A 16,525-nucleotide genomic window follows, 5' to 3' on the forward strand; every position below is an offset into this window, starting at 1 on the left:
ACCTGTTCTCGCCAACCTGTCACGGCTGGCCGTGCGCCGCGGCGAGACGCTGCGCGACCTGGTCTATGAGTTCATCCGCGCCTTCGCCCCGCCGCTGACCCGCGAGGTGGTGCAGGCCGAGCTGGCGCGCGCCGTGCCCGTCACCCCCAACAGCCCCCAACCGACCGAGGCCACGACATGAGCACCCTGACGGAAGAACGCCCGGTGGCACCAGCGCCTGCCACCCCCGATCCCCTGGACGCCATCGTCCAGTCCCTGCGGGAAGTCCGCCTGGCCTGGCGCGAGGCCAACGGCCGCGCCCGCGAGCCCGCGGGCCGTGAGCTGCCCTCCGAGGACACCCTGGCCCATGTGCTGGAAGACCTGGGCGGCGTGCTGTTCCCGATGCGCCTGGGCCCGCCCGAGCTGCGCCCGCAGGAAGAGGATCGGCATGTGAGCCACACGCTGCGCCAGACCCTGCTGTTCCTGGAGGGCCTGATCCGGCTGGAACTTCAGTACGACGCCCGTGTGCGGGGCGCCGAGCTCACCGAAGGCCCGCACATCGCCGAGCTGGCCCGTCAGCGTGCGCGGGACTTCGCCGGCACCCTGCCCATGGTGCGTGCCGAGCTGGACGCGGATCTGGCAGCCACCTTCCAACAGGAAAGTGGCGTGCGCAGCATGGACGAAGTGCTGCTTTGGCACCCGGGCATGCGGGCCCTGCTGGTGCACCGCCTGGCCCACCGCCTGCACCAGGCGGGCCTGCCCCTGCTGGCCCGCATGGCGGCCGAACAGGCCCGGGTACGCACCGGCATCGACATCCACCCGGCCGCCCGCGTGGGCGCTGGCTGCGCGTTGCAGCGGGCCACGGGTGTGGTGATCCCGGAGAGCGCGGTGATCCTGCCGGGCGCCCTGATCGACGGCCACCATTCGCTCACGGGCTGGCAAGCCGCCTGAGTCCGCGCCGTCGAACGACACCATGAACAAAACGCCCGGCCGAAGCCGGGCGTTGTCGTCTGAATTCGCAGCGTCAGGCCGCGGCAGCCCAGGCCTCGTCCCGCAGCACGGCACGCCGATCCAGGATGCTGGCGGCGGCCTGCTGGGCATGCACACGCAGCTCGGGAATGGCAATGGCCTCCCAGTGCTGGGCCTTGAGCATGGGGCCGACGTAGTACAGGTCTTCCACCGGCACACCGCAACAGTCCAGGGGATGGTGTTCGGCATCCACCAGCAGGCCCAGGCCCAGGGCATCGGCGCTGAGCAGGCCCCGATCGCGCAGCCCGGCCAGCAGCGGGTCGCGGGCATCGCGCAGCCGACCGGACGGGCCGGTGCAGTTGACCACCGCCTGAACCTGCAGGGTCTGGGCGACGCCACCGCCCCGCGGCTGCACGGACACACGCCAGCCCGCCCCATCCTCGGCGGGCTGGACGCCCGCCAGGCGCCCCGTCCAGGACAGAAGCCCACCGGCCGTCCGGTCGTCCTGCAGGCGCTGCCACAGCGCTGGCGCCATGCGGTGGCGGTGGGTGTCCCACCAGGGCTGCAGATGGCGCAGGAACTGCTGGCGGTCGCGCAGGGACAGGCGCTGCCACAGGCGCGGCGTGCCGGCGCGCAGGCTGGCCATCACGTCGCGCCAGTCCAGGCCCTCGGCTTCGGCCTCACGCACCCAGGCGCGCACCTCGGCCAGCGCGGCGCGCGGGTGCAGGTCGGCCCCCAAGCGCGCCACCGGCTGCAGGCCCGGGCGCGGGCAGGCCTCGGCCACGCGGTGCGGTTGCGGCAGCTGGCCGCGCCGTGACACCAGGTGGATGCGGCCGCGGTGCCCGCGGTCGCGCAGTTCGATGATCAGGTCCACCGCGGTGAGGCCGCTGCCCACCAGCAGCACGTCGGCGTCGGGCGCCGGCGTCCAGTCGGCCGGCCGCTGCCAGGGATCGGGCCAGAAGCCCGGGGCCTGCCAGTCGCTCCCAGGGCCCAGGGACGGTGCGTGCGGGGGCAGGTGACCCGTGGCCAGCAGCACCTGCGCGGCCTGGCCCGTGCGGCCATCGTCCGTCTCCAGGCGCCAGCCGTGGTGCAGGCGGCGCAGGCTGCGCAGGCCACTCAGCCCGGTCTGCACCCGCAGCCCCCGGGCGCGTGCCGCGGCCAGGCCCTGGTCCCACTGCGCCTGCAGGTAGTCGGCCATCCAGCACCGAGGCACGAAATCGGCCGGCTGCACCTCGTGGCCGGCGGCCACCAGCCAGCGGGCGAAGCCGCCTTCGTCCTGCGGGTCCCAGCCCAGCCGGCCGGCCGGCACGTTCAGCAGGTGGCTGTCGCAGGCCGTGCCATAGGCCACGCCGCGCCCGGGCTGCGGCTCGCGCCCCAGCACGCACAGGGTGGCCCCCGCGGGCAGGGCCCGCATCAGCTGCAGGCCCACGGCCACGCCGCTGAACCCGGTTCCCGCGATGGCGATCGCGTCTTCAGCGCCCCAATCCATGTGAGCTCCTCATCCAAGTCGGCAGCGCCCGATGCGCTGCCTCGATGAGGGCGATGCTGACCGCAGCGGCTGGCCTTGAGAACGCAGATCGGTGCATAAGCTCAGATCCAGATGGCATAAAGCAGACGCCCGTCGGCAAAGGTACAGATGAGCAATGGAGATTAGTCCGCCCTGCTGATGTGAAAGCGTGAGGCGGATCTCAACATCGAGGCGCAGTTCCGACGATCCCGCTCACCTTCTTGCCAAAGGAAATCTCCATGGCCAACACTCCGTCGCTGCTGACTGCAGCCTGTCTCGCGCTGTCGTCTTCCATCGCCCTGCCGGCGCAAGCCGAGATCTACAAGTTCGAGGTGCTTCCTACGCTCGGCAGCCCCACCAGGGGCACCCTCTCCATCGCCAACAACAATTGGGTGGCCGGCACCTCATCCGTGTCCGGTGCCAGCGTAGCCACGTTGTGGAAGAAGAAGAAGCCGCTCGACTACCAACCCGATGGCTTCTCCTCGACCGAGGCCCTTGGCCTCAATGCCGCTGGCGATGTCGTCGGCTGGGGCAAGATGGACAACAATCTCTATGCGCTCCATTGGCGGCATGGCAAGTACTACACCCTGCCGGCCCTGCCGGGAAGTCCCTACCCGTTGCTGGCCACCGCTGTCAACGAGGCCGGCCAGATTGCCGGCGTGTCCGGTGACCACGCGGTGCTCTGGAGCGGTGACACCGTCACGTCGCTGGATGGAGACGATAGAGGCTCCTTGGGCACACCGACCGGCATCAACGCGGCCGGAACGGTGGTAGGCAATGTGGTCGCTTACGGCACGGGTCTCGGCGCGGCGAAATGGACCGGCGGGCAAACCGTGCGGCTGTACATGAGCGGCATGTACAGCAATGCCAGGGGCATCAACGACGCCGACCGCACCGTGGGCTGCAGCAACCTGAGCGACGACACACTCACCATGCATGCGGTTCGCTGGGACGGTACCGTCGGCACGGTGCTGGCCGACCTCAGCCCCAGCCTCTATTCCAGCAGCTGCGCCAATGCCATCAACAATGGGGATGTGATCGTGGGCTACAGCGCCAGCGTGGCGGCGCGCTGGACCGGCGACACGGTGGTCGACCTGAACCTGCTGCTGACGCAGACCGTGCGCGATCAGGGCTGGCGACTCGATGACGCCACAGGCATCAATGACGTGGGCATCATCGTTGGCCATGCACACAACACGGTCACTGGCGAATCCGTGTTCTACAGATTGACGCCCAAGCAGTGAGTCACCGGTGTCAAATCCGCTCTGACACACTGGATCAGGTCGTTCAGACACTCCAACGCAAGGTGACAGACGATGACCGAAGCACGAGATAGCAACGCCAACCAGCCCCGGGGCCGCTCGTCGGTGGAACGGGCCTCAGATCGCGAGATGGTGGTGACGCGAACCATCCGCGGTCCAGCGCACCTGGTGTTCCAGGCGTGGACGCAGGCGGAACTGTTCCAGCGCTGGTGGGTGCCCCGGTCGCTGGGCATGACCCTGCTGTCCTGCGAGATGGACGTGCGTGTGGGCGGGACGTACCGCCTCGCGTTCCAGTTCGACCCGGAACCCCTGGTCTTTCACGGTCGATACCTCGAGGTGGTGCCCGACGCGCGCCTGGTCTGGACCAACGAAGAGGTTTTCGGCAGCGGTCAGGTCACCACGGTCACCTTCGAGGAACAGGCGGGCGAGACGCAGGTGGTGGTGCGGGAGCTCTATCCTTCGAAGGATGCACTCGAGGCCGCCATCGCTGCGGGCAGCACCAGCGGCGACATGCAGGAGACCTTCGATCAGCTCGAGGCGCTGCTGACCACGCTCAGCTCATGAGCCTGCCGCACCGCCCTGCAGCACCCGCTGCAGCACACGGTCTTCCAGCGCAGCAAAGTCGGCATGGCCACGCGGGCGGGGCCGGGGCAGTGCCACCGCCTCGTCGAAGGCCACATGCTGGTCTTCGATCAGCAGCACCCGATCGGCCAGGGCCACGGCCTCGCCCACATCGTGGGTGACCAGCACCGCGGTGAAGCCCTGGGCCCGCCACAGCCGCTCGATCAGCTGGTGCATCTCGATGCGGGTCAGTGCGTCCAGCGCACCCAGCGGCTCGTCCAGCAGCAGCAGGCGCGGGCGGTGCACCAGGGCGCGGGCCAGGGCCACACGCTGCCGCTGGCCGCCGGAAAGCACCCAGGGCCAGTCGTGGGCCCGCTCGGCCAGGCCGACGGCCGCCAGCGCGGCCAAGGCCTGTTCCCGGGCCTGCGGCCCGCTCAGGCCCAGGGCCACGTTGTCCAGCACGCGCTTCCAGGGCAGCAGGCGGGCATCTTGGTACATCAGCCGCACATCGGGTGAGAGCCGGTGGCCGGCCAACTGGCCGTCAAAGCGCAGCTCGCCCGCGTCGCTGGCTTCCAGCGCCGCCAGGTGCCGCAGCAGCGTGCTCTTGCCGCAGCCACTGCGGCCGACGATGGCGACGAACTCGCCCGGCGCGATGTCCAGGTCCACGTCCTGCAGCACGGTGCGCTCGCCGTAGCGCTTGCTCAGGCCGCGCAGGCTCACGGCCAGGCCGGTCTGGTCTGCGGGTGCCGCCACAGCCACCGGCGGCAGACTGACATGGGCCTCGGCACCCGCCCAGTCGGTCCAGGTGCCGCCCAGGCTGGCCGAGGCCAGGCTCGATTCGAAGTAGGCCATGCGGCGTCTCCTTGGGTCTGTGTGAGAGGGCTCAGGCCAGGGCCCGGCGCGAGGGGTGCCAGCGCAGCCACCAGGCCTCCAGGCCGCGGGCCAGCAGGTCGGCGCCCTTGCCCAGCAGGGCATAGAGCAGGATGCCCACCAGCACCACATCGGTCTGCAGGAACTCGCGGGCGTTCATCGTCATGTAGCCGATGCCAGCCTGGGCCGAGATGGTCTCGGCCACGATCAGCAGCACCCAGGTCAGCCCCAGCGAAAAGCGCAGGCCCACCAGGATGGAGGGCAGCGCCCCGGGCAGGATGACCTGGCGGTACAGCGCCCAGCCGGACAGGCCGTAGCTGCGTGCCATCTCGATCAGCGCCGGATCGACCGAGCGGATGCCGTGAAAGGTGTTGAGGTAGATCGGGAAGAACACGCCCACCGCGACCAGGAAGAGCTTGGCGCTCTCGTCGATGCCAAACCACAGGATGACCAGCGGAATCAGCGCCAGCGCCGGGATGTTGCGCAGCATCTGCAGGCTGGTGTCCAGCAGGGTCTCCAGCGGCCGCAGCGTGCCGGTGAGCAGGCCCAGCACCAGGCCCACGCCACCGCCCAGCGCCAGCCCGCCCAGGGCGCGACCGGTGCTCACGGCCACGTGGTGGCCCAACTCGCCCGAGAGCAGCAGGCTCCAGAAGGCCTGCAGCACCGCGTCGGGCGCGGGCAGCACGCGCGAAGCCAGCCAGCCCATGCGGGACGCCAGCTCCCAGACGACGAGCAGGATCAGCGGCAACAGCCAGGGCAGCAAGGCCGAAGCGGCGCGGCGCCAGGCATTCGATGGCGTGGAAGCAGCCATGGCGTGCGCCTCCTCAGCTCGCGGCACGTGCCAGGGTGGGCTCGTTGCCCGGCACGTGCGTGTTGGCCACGATTTCGCCGAAGGGGCCCGTCAGCGCCGGCTGGGTGAGCTTGTCGCGCAGCGACAGCGGCAGCAGCGGGAAGACCAGCTCGGCGAAGCGGTAGGCCTCTTCCAGGTGCGGGTAGCCCGACAGAATGAAGTACTCCAGACCCAGGTCCGCGTACTCCTTCAGACGGGCGGCCACCTGCTCGGGACTGCCCACCAGGGCCGTTCCGGCACCACCGCGCACCAGGCCCACACCGGCCCAGAGGTTGGGCGCCACTTCCAGGCCCTCACGCACGTTCTCGGGGTTGAAGCGGCCGCCGTGCAGCGCAGCCATGCGGCGCTGGCCCTCGGAATCCATCTTGGCAAAGGTCTGCTGGGCCTTGGCCACCACGGCCGGGTCCAGGTGCGAGAGCAAGTCCGCCGCGGCGGCCCAGGCCTTCTCCTCGGTCTCGCGCACGATGACATGCAGGCGGATGCCGAACTTCAGCGTGCGGCCGTGCTTGGCGGCACGGCTGCGGATGTCGGCCACCTTCTCGGCCACGGCCGCGGGCGGCTCGCCCCAGGTCAGGTAGGTGTCGAGCTGCTGGGCCGCCAGTTCATGCGCCTCGGGCGATGAGCCGCCGAAGAACAGCGGCGGGTACGGTGCCTGCACCGGCGGGTAGAGCAGGCGCGCGCCCTTCACCGTCAGGTGCTTGCCTTCGAAGTCCAGCGGCTCGCCGTGGTGGCTGCGGGCCAGGATCTCGCGCCAGATGGTCAGGAACTCGGTGGCTTCCTGGTAGCGCTCGGCATGGGAGAGGAATTGGCCATCGCCGGCCAGCTCGGCCGGGTCGCCCCCGGTGACCAGGTTGACCAGCAGCCGCCCGCCGGACAGGCGGTCGAAGGTGGCGGCAATGCGCGCGTACTGGGCCGGCGTGATCAGACCGGGCCGCAGCGCCACCAGGAACTTGAGCCTGCGGGTGGCGTCGATCAGGCTGGAGGCCACGGTCCACGGGTCCTCGCAGGAACGCCCGGTGGGGATCAGCACGCCCTCGTAGCCCAGGGTGTCCGCCGCCACGGCCACCTGCTTGAAGTAGCCCAGGTCGGCCTGCCGGCCGCCCAGCGCGGTACCCAGGTAGCGGCTGTCGCCATGGGTGGGAATGAACCACAGGATCTTCATGGTGCGCACCTCAGGTCACAGGGCCTTGGCCGACGGCAGGGCGTCGACCACGCGGATGGGTTTGGGAATCAGCTTGAGCTGGGCGAAGGCGTCGGCCACCTTCTGCTGCTCGGCCGCCACCGCAGGCGTCACCGGCTGCACGTTGAACTGGTAGCGGTGCAGGCTCTCGCGCACGATGCCCACGTCCAGCCCTTGCAGCGGCGCAATCAGCTTGGCGGCCTCGTCCAGATGGGTCTTGATCCAGCGGCCCTGCTGCACCGTGTCCTCGAACAGGGCCTGGATGACCGCCGGGTGCTGCTGCGCGAAGCGGCGCTCGGCCAGGTAGAACTGGTAGTTGGACACCACGCCCCGGCCATCGGCCAGGATGCGTGCACCGATCTGCTGCTCGGCCGCCGCCAGGAAGGGGTCCCAGACCAGCCAGGCATCCACCGCGCCGCGCTCGAAGGCGGCACGGGCGTCGGCCGGCGGCAGAAAGACCGGCTGGATGTCGCTGTAGGCCAGGCCGGCCTTTTCCAGCAGCTTGAGCAGCAGGTAGTGGACGTTGGAGCCGCGGTTGAGCGCGACCTTCTTGCCCTTGAGATCCGCCACCGTCTTCAGCGGCGAGGCCTTGGGCACGACCAGCCCTTCGGCCTCGGGCGCGGCGGGCTCATAGCCGATGTAGACGAACTGCGCACCAGCGGCCTGGGCGAAGATGGGCGGGGCCTCGCCGACGAAGCCCACGTCGATGGAGCCGACGTTCAGCCCCTCCAGCAACTGCGGGCCGGCCGGGAATTCGACCCATTGCAGGCCAAAGCCCAGGGGGGCCAGGCGCTTCTCCAGCGTGCCCTGGGACTTCTGCAGGGTCAGCAGGCTGGCGGATTTCTGAAAGCCGATGCGCAGCTTCTTGTCGGCCGACTGGGCCCACAGCGCACCACTGCCCAGGGCAGCGGCGCCGGCCATCGCGCCTTGGAGCCAGGCACGGCGAGAGACATCGAGAGAACGACGGAAAAGGGAAATGGACATGGGAACCCCGTACTGCTGAAAACCGCGAACCTCAGGCCGCCAGGGCCAGGGCGGGGGTGTCGGCGGTCAGCGGGGCCAGGGCGCGGGCCAGGCGCTGCAGCACGGCGTCGACCGGCTGGTGGCCCTGCTCGCCGCGCACGAACTGGGCGTCCTCGGCGTAGACCACGTCCAGGATGTGGCGCGCACCCAGGGCCGACAGCACCGGCTTGAGCGCGTAGTCCAGCGCCAGCAGGTGGGCGATGCTGCCACCCGTGCCCAGCACCAGCACCTGCTTGCCGTCCAGTCCGTCTTGCGGCAACAGGTCCAGGAAGGCCTTGAGCACGCCGCTGTAGGCGGCCTTGTAGATGGGGGTGGCCACGACGACCACGTCGGCGGCCTGCACGGCCTCGACTGCGGCAACCAGCGAAGGGTCGCGGAATTCGGCCCGCAGAATGGCCTGGGCGGGCAGGTCGGCCACCTCGATCAGGCGGCTGTGGCCGCCGGCGGCCTCCAGTTGGGCCAGGGCCTGGCGCAGCAGCGCCGTGGAACGGGAGGGGCGGGTCGGGCTGCCCGCGATGCCGACGATGTTCATGGTGAAGTCCGTGTTGTCAAATCAACAGGGCTTCACCTTAGCCAGTCGCTGGATCGCGACCAACGAAGGAAATCCGTCTTGGATATCCGGTCCGCGCACAGAGCGGCGCGGAACCCTTCACCCGCGCCGTGGGCGCGGGTGGGTCAGCGGCCGGGGCTCGGCGCTGCAAGCGCCAGACCCCGCCAACCGCCAACGATCAGTAGCTGCGACGCTGGAAGCCGCCGCGGTTGCCACCGCCGCCGAAGCCGCCGGTCGGGCGATCTTCACGGGGACGGGCCACGTTGACGACCATTTCACGGCCGTCGAAGGACTTGCCGGCCATGCCGCGGATGGCGGCCTGGGCTTCGTCGCCCGAGCCCATTTCCACGAAGCCGAAGCCCTTGGAGCGACCGCTGTCACGGTCCATCATGACCTTGGCCGAGGAGACTTGGCCAAAGGCCGAGAATTGGTGTTGCAGGTCGTCGTCGCCCATGGAATAAGGCAGATTGCCGACGTAGAGTTTGTTGTCCATGATGGACCCTTTCAGAGAAGCCGCGTGTTCAGAATCGCCCGCTGCGGCAGCACGTGGCAATCAAGGTGGCCCGGGTGGGCCATGTTCGTCAGAACTTCCGACGCCGGGCCGCCGCAGGGGCGCCGCCGCTGCGGGGTTCGAGGTGACGGAAGGTGATGCGCCCCTTGTTCAGGTCGTAGGGCGAGAGTTCCAGCGAGACCTTGTCGCCGGCCAGGATGCGGATGTGGTGCTTGCGCATCTTGCCGCCGGTGTAGGCCACCAGGCTGTGGCCGTTTTCCAGCGTCACGCGAAAGCGCGAATCGGGCAGAACTTCGTCCACCTGGCCACGCATTTCGATGAGTTCTTCTTTGGTCATGGATGATCCTTGTGCAAGAAGGTGCCGGGCTGCCGTTCAGGCCGGCAACGCGGGTTGACGCAGGTATTCCAGGCCCTGGGCCATCGCGTAACGCGAAGCCGCACGGTGCGTGGAAAACAGGGGAGTGAACCGGAAGACCCGGTCATGGGAGGCGGAACCTGTGCCACTGCGGATGGACAGGGACGCTGCAAAGTGACCGGTGTCGGTCCGTTGGGTCATCGAGGACAGGACATACCTGCCCACGGTGCGGGTGTGCGGAGAAGCAGAAATCAATGGGTGTTCATGGCACCGGCCAGCAAGGCACGGCGCAAAAGGCCTGGCAACGATGAGGAACCGCGCCAGCGCCGAAGAGAAAGGAAGATCAGGATCCTGAAGCCTGGATGAACCGCCAAGTGCGGGGCGTCAGGACCGTTGAACCAGACGAAGCTTGCCTGGGTTGCCAGGTGATCGCGTGAGATGGATCCAACCTGGGGGAGCCGCCTTGCACACGGTGTGTGGGGCACATGGGGTACGGCGGGCTCAAAGCTGCGGAGGTAAGCGAAACTGCAGCTACCCCACGAGTGTACCAGATTTGTTCATTCATGACAGGGGGGAAATATCGAGGCCTCTGCGCGAAGCGCGATCTGTATACTGACCCCCAGTATCAAGGAGCCTCTCATGCCGCACTCGCCCGCCGAGCGCAAACGCGTCGTCACCCGCCTGCGCCGCATCAAGGGCCAGGCCGAGGCGCTGGAGCGCGCGGTCGAGGCCGGCACCGAGTGCGTGGACCTGCTGCAGCAGCTGGCCGCGCTGCGCGGCGCCACCTACGGCCTGATGGCCGACGTGCTGGAAAGCCACATGCGGGAGACCTTCGGTACCGCGGTCGCCTCATCCCAGGCCCGCCAACCGCCCCCCGACCAGGACGCCGAGGTGGACCACATGGTCCGCATGCTGCGCTCCTTCCTCCGCTGAGCTCCCTCCGACTTCCTCCAACCAAGGACCCCGACCATGAAATCCCGTGCCGCCGTTGCCTTTGCCGCTGGCCAACCCCTGCAGATCGTCGAGATCGACGTCGCCCCGCCCCAGAAGGGCGAGGTGCTGATCAAGATCACCCACACCGGTGTCTGCCACACCGACGCCTTCACCCTCAGCGGTGACGACCCCGAGGGCCTGTTCCCGGTGGTGCTGGGCCATGAGGGCGCCGGCATCGTGGTCGAGGTGGGCGAAGGCGTCACCAGCGTCAAGCCGGGCGACCATGTCATTCCGCTCTACACCGCCGAGTGTGGCGAGTGCCTGTTCTGCAAGAGCGGCAAGACCAACCTCTGCGTGTCGGTGCGCGCCACCCAGGGCAAGGGCGTGATGCCCGACGGCACGACCCGCTTCTCGTACAACGGTCAGCCCATCTACCACTACATGGGCTGCTCGACCTTCAGCGAGTACACCGTGGTGGCCGAGGTCTCCCTGGCCAAGATCCACCCCGACGCCAACCCCGAGCAGGTCTGCCTGCTGGGCTGCGGCGTGACCACCGGCCTGGGCGCGGTGAAGAACACCGCCAAGGTGCAGCCGGGCGACTCGGTGGCCGTGTTCGGCCTGGGCGGCATCGGCCTGGCCGTGGTGCATGGCGCCCAGATGGCCGGGGCCGGCCGCATCATCGCGGTGGACACCAACCCGGACAAGTTCGCACTGGCCAAGACCTTCGGCGCCACCGACTGCGTGAACCCCAAGGACTTCGACAAGCCCATCCAGCAGGTCATCGTCGAGATGACGGGCTGGGGCGTGGATCACTCCTTCGAGTGCATTGGCAACACGCAGGTGATGCGCGCCGCACTGGAATGCGCCCACCGCGGCTGGGGCCAGTCGGTCGTCATCGGCGTGGCCGGCGCGGGCCAGGAGATCTCCACCCGCCCCTTCCAGCTGGTGACGGGCCGCAAATGGCTGGGCACCGCCTTCGGTGGCGTCAAGGGCCGCAGCGAGCTGCCGGGCATGGTCGAGCAGGCCATGAAGGAGGAGATCAAGCTCGCCCCCTTCGTGACCCACACCATGCCGCTGCCGGACATCAACGAGGCCTTCGAGCTGATGCACGACGGCAAGTCCATCCGCTCGGTGGTGCATTACTGATCAATTTCGGGTCGGTCCCACCGCCCCGCCTTCAGCCCCTCCTTCACAAGGAACCTTCTCATGACTGCTCCTGTCATCTCCGGCGACGGTGTCTTCTCCCACGTGTTCATCGGCGCGTCGGACGTCCAAAAGTCGGCCACCTTCTATGACCATGCCCTGGGCGCACTCGGCATCAAGAACCTCGGCCCGTTCGGCAGTGGCTGGATCCTCTACGGCCGCGACAAGCCTGCCTTCATCATTGCCCGGCCGGGCAACGGTGAGGCGCCTTCGAGCAACGGCATCACCATCGGTTTCGCCGCGGCCAGCCCGGCAGAAGTCGATGCATTCCATGCCGCGGGCCTGGCCCATGGTGGCACGGACGAGGGCCAGCCCGGCCCGCGCAGCCACCTGCCCGGCGCCTACGCGGCCTACCTGCGCGACCCGGCCGGCAACAAGGTGACGGCCTACACCTTCATCTGAAGATGAACCGCCTCACGTCGCCTCTGGCGGCGTGGGGTTCAGGCTGTGGCCAGCTTGCCCAGCAGGGTGATCTGGTCCACGCTGTCGCGCATCGCATCCATCTGGCGGGCCATGTCCTTCAGGTTGGACAGGCAGACCGAGATCCTGCGCCGCTCCTCTTCGGTGTCGGCGCTCATGGTGGCGATCTTCTCGGCCGCGGCAATGCTCTGCTGGGCCATCTGCTGGGTGGTGTCCACCGTCTGCCCGGCCACCGCGCGGATGCGGGCGATGGCATCCACCGCACCGTTGATGTCCTTGCGCGTGGTGTCGGCCTGGCTCTTGGACGATTGCGCCAGGCGCCGCACCTCGTCGGCCACCACCGAGAAGCCCCGGCCAGCATCGCCCGCGCGGGCGGCCTCCACCGCGGCGTTCAGGGCCAGCAGGTTGGTCTGGTCGGCGATGCGGCCGATGCCGGAGGTGACCTGGCTGATGCCGCTGGAGATGCGCTCGAGCTCGGTGAGCTCATTCTCCAGATGGTCCTGGGCACCGCGCGTCTGCAAGGCCGCGTCGCTGAGCGAGCGGATGTTGCTCTCGGCCACATTCAGCGCCTGGGACTGCAGCGAGGTCGCATGTTCCAGCTGCGGCAGGGCCTGCAGCAGCGGCTCCACGTTCTGCTGGTAGGCCACCACCCGCTCCATCATCCCGGACTGGATGCTGTGCATGGCCTCCCAGCGGTGCAGCGCCCGTTGCGCGTAGTGCGCCGCATAGGCCGCGTACTGCACCGGGAACTGGCTCATCGCCTGGATGTTGCGGTCGAAGAAGACCAGGGCCGACAGGGTCTGGTTGATGGGCACGCCCAGGATCTCGCCGAAGCTGGAGAAACCGGCGGCCGGAATGCGGTCGAAAAAGCGGGCCTGCCCCAGCTGGCCGGCGTTGCCCACCCGGCGCAGCACGCAGTCGTTGAGCAGCAGGCCCAGCGGCCGGGGCTTGCCGGACATGAAGTGGGCCCAGTCGCGCTCGGTGCTCTCGACGAAGGGCGTGGCGCGCAGCAGGTGCAGCCGGTCACCGAACTCCAGGTCGCAGAAGAAGGTGATGTGGTCGGCCGCGATGCTGGCCACCGAGCGGATGAAGAACTCATCGTCCACCTTCACCGCGAAGGTCATGCTCTGCAGGCGCGCCCCCAGCTCCGACGGCTGGCAGCGGAAGTGCTCGCACAGCACCTCGATCACCGGACGCGGGCGGTTCTGCGCGTCCAGCACCGAATGCACGGTGCGCGAGACCGGGTCGGCCTGGGCCACCAGCCAGCTCTGGTGGGTGGGCTCGAAGTTCTGGGACTTGAAAGGCGCGAAGGACTTGCCCCGCGCCATCTCGCAGAAGATGACCGCGGCCTTGTGCTGCACCACACCCTGGCGGGTGCCGATGAAGGTGGCGCCCAGGTCCAGCGGGCCGCCGGCCGAGCCGCCGATGGCCAGGCAAGGGAAGCGTCCGCTGGCGTACCAGGCCTGCATCAGAAAGCCCTCGGAAGCCGAAACCCCGTCGCAATAGACCAGCGCGAAATGGCGTTCGGCCGACAGTGGCATGCGCAGCGACAGCCGGTCCAGCTCGCCGCGGATGGCGCTCACCCGCTTCTTGGCGGAATGCTCGCCATTCACATGCAGGTCCACCAGGTGCAGCTCGTGCTGGCCGATCAGGGCCTGGGGCAGGAACAACCAGCTGCCCTGCACCTGGTTGGCCTCGCAGTAGGTGGAGGCCCCTGCCGCACTGCACAGCGCGCCCGAAGAGGACAGGGCCACCACGGTGAGGTCTTCGGAGGCCAGTTGCTGCCAGGCCGCATTGACGCGGCCAAAGTCGGCTCCGGGCGGCACGAAGACCATCAGCAATCCGCGGGCACCGCGCAGGCCGACGTTCCCCAGGGAAGTCGGCAGGGCCTGACAGTCGAACGCCCCGCGACGGGGCGTGTGGCGTGCGAAAAACGGGAAAGACATGGCAGCAGTCGTCTCCAGGCAAGGGCAGGACCTGGGCCGGCGCACTCTGTGGCATGTGGCACGCGCGACACCAGGGATCAGAATTGCCTGACAGGTTAGAGACTCTGCCGCCGAGCTTGCCGCGGAACAGCGGCCGATTGGCCCGCCTGTTTCAGGGATGGGCCGGGCAGTGGTGGATCTCGATGGTGCTGTGCACCACCTCCTCGTGCACCGACAGGCGCTGGCGCACGACATCGGGCGTGAGCTGCGGATCGCGCGTCACCACCGTCAGGGCGCAGGCATAGGCGCCCTGCCCCACGCGCCAGACGTGCAGGTCGGCAATGCGGCTGTCACCGGCGCCGGCATCGGCTTCCACCACCTCGCGGATCTCCTCGACCACCGGATGGTCCATCTCCCGGTCCAGCAGCACCTTGGCGGTGTCCAGCACCAGGCCCTTGGCCCACACGCCCACCAGCACCGCGCCGACCAGGCCCATCAGCGGGTCCAGCCAGGACCAGCCCCAGAGCCAGCCGCCCACCAGCGCCGCAATGGCCAGCACCGAGGTGGCCGCATCCGCAATGACGTGCACATAGGCCGACTTCAGGTTGAGGTCGTGGTGGCCGTGGTCGTCATGGTCATGCCCGTGGTGGTGACCATGTCCGTGGTCATGTCCATGGCCATGCCCGTGGTCGTGCCCATGGTGGTGGGCCTGGCCGAGGATCAGCGCGCAGACGATGTTGACCACCAGGCCCAGCACCGCGACCACGATGGCCTCCTGATAGTGGATCGGTGCGGGGCTGAGCAGGCGCTCCACCGAGCCCAGCACCATCAGCGCCGCCACACCCAGCAGAAAGATGGCGCTGGCGAAGCCGCCCAGGATCTCGATCTTCCAGGTGCCGAAGGCGAAACGCGGGTCCTGCGCGTGGCGGCGCGCCAGCGCATAGGCCGCGGCCGACAGGCCGATGGCCACCGCATGCGAGCTCATGTGCCAGCCGTCGGCCAGCAGGGCCATGGAGTTGAACCACCAGCCGGCGGCGATCTCCACCACCATCATCGCGGCGGTGATCCACATCACCACCCGGGTGCTGCGCTCGGCGGCGGCGTTGCCGCTGTCGAAGCGGTGCTCATGGGTCCAGCGCGACAGGTCTTCGATGTGCATGGGCGTTTTCCGCGTTCGTTCAGCGCAGGTAGCTGCGCAACACCTCGATCAACTCGTCCGCACCCTGGGTGCGTTCGGCCGCATCGGTGATGGCCGGGTCGGCGATGTGCGAGCGCACATGGTCCTCCAGCACCTCGGCCATCAGGCCGTTCATGGCGCCGCGCACAGCGGCGATCTGGTGCAGCACCTCGGCGCAGCCCTTCTCGGCTTCCAGCGAGCGCTCCAGGGCCTCCACCTGGCCCCGGATGCGACGCACCCGGCCCAGCAGCTTGGACTTGTCTCGAACGGTGTGGCTCATGCGGTCGACGGCTTCATAGAATAGGGGGGTATGGTATCAAACCCACCTTCCCCCACCTCCCGCTGGCCGGCCCTGCGCGGTGGCCTCATGGCGCTGCTGGCCGCGGTGCTCTTCGGCGTCAGCACGCCCCTGGTGCAACACTGGGGCGCCGGGCTGGGCAGCTTCACCACCGCCGGGCTGCTCTACGCCGGCGCCGCCCTGGTGGGGCTGCTGCTGCGCCAGCCGGTGGAGCGCGAAGCCCGGGTGCGCCGGGCCGACCTGCCCCGACTGGCCTGGATGGCCCTGTTCGGCGCGGGCATCGGCCCGGTGGCCCTGGCCTGGGGCCTGCAGCACACCAGCGGCACCAGCGCCTCGCTGATGCTGACGCTGGAGGCGGTGTTCACCGCCCTGCTGGCCCGCGCCTGGTACCACGAGAGCCTGGACCGCCGGGTGCGGCTGGCCCTGGGCCTGCTGACGCTGGGCGGCATGGCCCTGGTGCAGGACCGGGCCCAGGGCGGCGGCAGCCAGTGGCTGGGCCTGCTGGCGGTGCTACTGGCCACCGCCGCCTGGGGCATGGACAACACCCTCTCGCGCGCCCTGGCCGAGCGGGACCCCGGCCAGGTGGTGATGCTCAAGGGCCTGCTGGGCGCGCTGGCCACGCTGGGGCTGGCCGCGGCCCTGGGCGAGGGCTGGCCCGGCGCCGGCCCGGCCCTGGCCCTGCTGAGCGTGGGTGCCACCGGCTACGGCCTGAGCCTGCGCTTCTACATGCTGGCCCAGCGCGCCTTCGGGGCGGCACGCACCGGCTCGGTCTTCGCGTTCGCTCCCTTCGTCGGCGCGGTGCTGGCCTGGGCCCTGAGCGCACAGGCGGGCAGCCTGTGGCTGGCCGCCGGCGCCGCGCTGATGCTGGCGGGCATCCTGCTGCACCTGGCCGAGCGCCACGACCACCTGCACCGCCACCAAGCCCTGGTCCACGAGCACGCCCACACCCATG

At 69.2% G+C, this 16,525-nt stretch carries 18 protein-coding genes and 1 pseudogene; 8 read left to right on the forward strand and 11 right to left on the reverse strand.

Annotated elements, in window-relative coordinates; translation table 11 throughout:
* Together I73_RS33380 and I73_RS29915 are read left to right on the forward strand one after the other, a co-directional pair.
* Positions 1 to 181: pseudogene (locus I73_RS33380) on the forward strand (hypothetical protein); the annotation flags it as partial.
* Positions 178 to 930: a serine O-acetyltransferase gene (locus I73_RS29915; protein ID WP_022982672.1), complete on the forward strand. Its 753-nt coding sequence runs from the start codon at positions 178 to 180 to the stop codon at positions 928 to 930. The pseudogene I73_RS33380 and the gene I73_RS29915, both read left to right, overlap by 4 nt.
* A 73-nt stretch (positions 931 to 1,003) precedes the next feature.
* Here the strand turns inward: I73_RS29915 and I73_RS29920 are convergent, their stop codons facing one another.
* Positions 1,004 to 2,437 carry an FAD/NAD(P)-binding protein gene (locus tag I73_RS29920; protein WP_022982673.1) on the reverse strand — a complete coding sequence of 478 codons (1,434 nt, stop codon included), beginning with the start codon at positions 2,435 to 2,437 and terminating at the stop codon, positions 1,004 to 1,006.
* A 257-nt stretch (positions 2,438 to 2,694) separates the two neighbouring features.
* On the opposite strand from I73_RS29920, the gene I73_RS22470 reads away from it, so the two are divergent.
* Both I73_RS22470 and I73_RS22475 read left to right on the forward strand, forming a co-directional pair.
* Positions 2,695 to 3,699: a hypothetical protein gene (locus I73_RS22470; RefSeq protein WP_022982674.1), complete on the forward strand. Its 1,005-nt coding sequence runs from the start codon at positions 2,695 to 2,697 to the stop codon at positions 3,697 to 3,699.
* A 72-nt stretch (positions 3,700 to 3,771) separates the two neighbouring features.
* Positions 3,772 to 4,281, forward strand: a complete 510-nt coding sequence (locus I73_RS22475) for an SRPBCC domain-containing protein (RefSeq protein ID WP_022982675.1) — start codon at positions 3,772 to 3,774, stop codon at positions 4,279 to 4,281.
* Here the strand turns inward: I73_RS22475 and I73_RS29925 are convergent.
* The 7 genes from I73_RS29925 to infA form a co-directional block, all read right to left on the reverse strand.
* On the reverse strand, positions 4,276 to 5,130 hold the full coding sequence (locus I73_RS29925; protein WP_022982676.1) for an ATP-binding cassette domain-containing protein: 855 nt from the start codon (positions 5,128 to 5,130) through the stop codon (positions 4,276 to 4,278). The two genes, I73_RS22475 and I73_RS29925, sit on opposite strands and share 6 nt — an antisense overlap.
* A 31-nt stretch (positions 5,131 to 5,161) precedes the next feature.
* Positions 5,162 to 5,959: an aliphatic sulfonate ABC transporter permease SsuC gene (ssuC, locus tag I73_RS22485; protein ID WP_022982677.1), complete on the reverse strand. Its 798-nt coding sequence runs from the start codon at positions 5,957 to 5,959 to the stop codon at positions 5,162 to 5,164.
* Positions 5,960 to 5,972: 13 nt separating this feature from the next.
* Entirely contained in the window at positions 5,973 to 7,160 is a 1,188-nt protein-coding gene (gene ssuD, locus I73_RS29930) for an FMNH2-dependent alkanesulfonate monooxygenase (protein WP_022982678.1), read from the reverse strand.
* A 15-nt stretch (positions 7,161 to 7,175) separates the two neighbouring features.
* Positions 7,176 to 8,162, reverse strand: a complete 987-nt coding sequence (locus tag I73_RS22495; RefSeq protein WP_040501333.1) for a sulfonate ABC transporter substrate-binding protein — start codon at positions 8,160 to 8,162, stop codon at positions 7,176 to 7,178.
* A gap of 31 nt (positions 8,163 to 8,193) precedes the next feature.
* On the reverse strand, positions 8,194 to 8,733 hold the full coding sequence (gene ssuE / locus I73_RS29935) for an NADPH-dependent FMN reductase (protein ID WP_040501334.1): 540 nt from the start codon (positions 8,731 to 8,733) through the stop codon (positions 8,194 to 8,196).
* Between the two features lie 196 nt (positions 8,734 to 8,929).
* Positions 8,930 to 9,244: an RNA-binding protein gene (locus I73_RS22505; protein ID WP_022982680.1), complete on the reverse strand. Its 315-nt coding sequence runs from the start codon at positions 9,242 to 9,244 to the stop codon at positions 8,930 to 8,932.
* Between the two features lie 88 nt (positions 9,245 to 9,332).
* The gene (gene infA, locus I73_RS22510; protein WP_022982681.1) at positions 9,333 to 9,599 is read right to left on the reverse strand and encodes a translation initiation factor IF-1; all 267 of its coding nucleotides are present in this window, start codon (positions 9,597 to 9,599) and stop codon (positions 9,333 to 9,335) included.
* 657 nt (positions 9,600 to 10,256) lie between these two features.
* On the opposite strand from infA, the gene I73_RS22515 reads away from it, so the two are divergent.
* Genes I73_RS22515 through I73_RS22525 form a run of 3 tightly spaced genes read left to right on the forward strand, consistent with a single transcriptional unit; the run spans position 10,257 to position 12,155 of the window.
* Positions 10,257 to 10,550 (forward strand): metal/formaldehyde-sensitive transcriptional repressor, encoded by a 294-nt coding sequence (locus I73_RS22515; RefSeq protein WP_022982682.1) that lies wholly within the window; start codon positions 10,257 to 10,259, stop codon positions 10,548 to 10,550.
* Positions 10,551 to 10,586: 36 nt separating this feature from the next.
* A complete protein-coding gene (locus tag I73_RS22520; RefSeq protein WP_022982683.1) occupies positions 10,587 to 11,696 on the forward strand; it encodes an S-(hydroxymethyl)glutathione dehydrogenase/class III alcohol dehydrogenase in 1,110 nt (369 codons plus the stop codon).
* A 60-nt stretch (positions 11,697 to 11,756) separates the two neighbouring features.
* Positions 11,757 to 12,155 carry a VOC family protein gene (locus I73_RS22525; protein WP_022982684.1) on the forward strand — a complete coding sequence of 133 codons (399 nt, stop codon included), beginning with the start codon at positions 11,757 to 11,759 and terminating at the stop codon, positions 12,153 to 12,155.
* Positions 12,156 to 12,193: 38 nt separating this feature from the next.
* Here I73_RS22525 and I73_RS22530 read toward each other — a convergent pair whose 3' ends face one another.
* The 3 genes from I73_RS22530 to I73_RS22540 form a co-directional block, all read right to left on the reverse strand.
* Positions 12,194 to 14,119, reverse strand: coding sequence for a methyl-accepting chemotaxis protein (locus I73_RS22530; protein WP_022982685.1), 1,926 nt, complete (start codon positions 14,117 to 14,119; stop codon positions 12,194 to 12,196).
* A 151-nt stretch (positions 14,120 to 14,270) separates the two neighbouring features.
* Positions 14,271 to 15,257 carry a CDF family Co(II)/Ni(II) efflux transporter DmeF gene (dmeF, locus tag I73_RS22535; RefSeq protein ID WP_022982686.1) on the reverse strand — a complete coding sequence of 329 codons (987 nt, stop codon included), beginning with the start codon at positions 15,255 to 15,257 and terminating at the stop codon, positions 14,271 to 14,273.
* Positions 15,258 to 15,276: 19 nt separating this feature from the next.
* Entirely contained in the window at positions 15,277 to 15,555 is a 279-nt protein-coding gene (locus I73_RS22540) for a metal/formaldehyde-sensitive transcriptional repressor (protein WP_022982687.1), read from the reverse strand.
* Between the two features lie 87 nt (positions 15,556 to 15,642).
* Between I73_RS22540 and I73_RS22545 the strand changes: the two genes are divergently transcribed.
* On the forward strand, positions 15,643 to 16,525 hold an 883-nt coding region (locus I73_RS22545), incomplete at its 3' end, for a DMT family transporter (RefSeq protein ID WP_022982688.1).

It is taken from the genome of Ideonella sp. B508-1, from assembly GCF_000333615.1.
GTDB lineage: Bacteria > Pseudomonadota > Gammaproteobacteria > Burkholderiales > Burkholderiaceae_C > Ideonella.

What these genes read in the sequence shown, in the direction of transcription:
- I73_RS22530 (WP_022982685.1), bottom strand. Translation starts at nt 14,119, where the DNA reads ATGTCTTTCCCGTTTTTCGCACGCCACACGCCCCGTCGCGGGGCGTTC.
- I73_RS29920 (WP_022982673.1), bottom strand. Translation starts at nt 2,437, where the DNA reads ATGGATTGGGGCGCTGAAGACGCGATCGCCATCGCGGGAACCGGGTTC.
- I73_RS22475 (WP_022982675.1), top strand. Translation starts at nt 3,772, where the DNA reads ATGACCGAAGCACGAGATAGCAACGCCAACCAGCCCCGGGGCCGCTCG.
- ssuC (WP_022982677.1), bottom strand. Translation starts at nt 5,959, where the DNA reads ATGGCTGCTTCCACGCCATCGAATGCCTGGCGCCGCGCCGCTTCGGCC.
- ssuD (WP_022982678.1), bottom strand. Translation starts at nt 7,160, where the DNA reads ATGAAGATCCTGTGGTTCATTCCCACCCATGGCGACAGCCGCTACCTG.
- dmeF (WP_022982686.1), bottom strand. Translation starts at nt 15,257, where the DNA reads ATGCACATCGAAGACCTGTCGCGCTGGACCCATGAGCACCGCTTCGAC.
- I73_RS22495 (WP_040501333.1), bottom strand. Translation starts at nt 8,162, where the DNA reads ATGTCCATTTCCCTTTTCCGTCGTTCTCTCGATGTCTCTCGCCGTGCC.
- I73_RS22515 (WP_022982682.1), top strand. Translation starts at nt 10,257, where the DNA reads ATGCCGCACTCGCCCGCCGAGCGCAAACGCGTCGTCACCCGCCTGCGC.
- I73_RS29925 (WP_022982676.1), bottom strand. Translation starts at nt 5,130, where the DNA reads ATGGCCTACTTCGAATCGAGCCTGGCCTCGGCCAGCCTGGGCGGCACC.
- ssuE (WP_040501334.1), bottom strand. Translation starts at nt 8,733, where the DNA reads ATGAACATCGTCGGCATCGCGGGCAGCCCGACCCGCCCCTCCCGTTCC.
- infA (WP_022982681.1), bottom strand. Translation starts at nt 9,599, where the DNA reads ATGACCAAAGAAGAACTCATCGAAATGCGTGGCCAGGTGGACGAAGTT.
- I73_RS29915 (WP_022982672.1), top strand. Translation starts at nt 178, where the DNA reads ATGAGCACCCTGACGGAAGAACGCCCGGTGGCACCAGCGCCTGCCACC.
- I73_RS22505 (WP_022982680.1), bottom strand. Translation starts at nt 9,244, where the DNA reads ATGGACAACAAACTCTACGTCGGCAATCTGCCTTATTCCATGGGCGAC.
- I73_RS22520 (WP_022982683.1), top strand. Translation starts at nt 10,587, where the DNA reads ATGAAATCCCGTGCCGCCGTTGCCTTTGCCGCTGGCCAACCCCTGCAG.
- I73_RS22540 (WP_022982687.1), bottom strand. Translation starts at nt 15,555, where the DNA reads ATGAGCCACACCGTTCGAGACAAGTCCAAGCTGCTGGGCCGGGTGCGT.
- I73_RS22525 (WP_022982684.1), top strand. Translation starts at nt 11,757, where the DNA reads ATGACTGCTCCTGTCATCTCCGGCGACGGTGTCTTCTCCCACGTGTTC.
- I73_RS22470 (WP_022982674.1), top strand. Translation starts at nt 2,695, where the DNA reads ATGGCCAACACTCCGTCGCTGCTGACTGCAGCCTGTCTCGCGCTGTCG.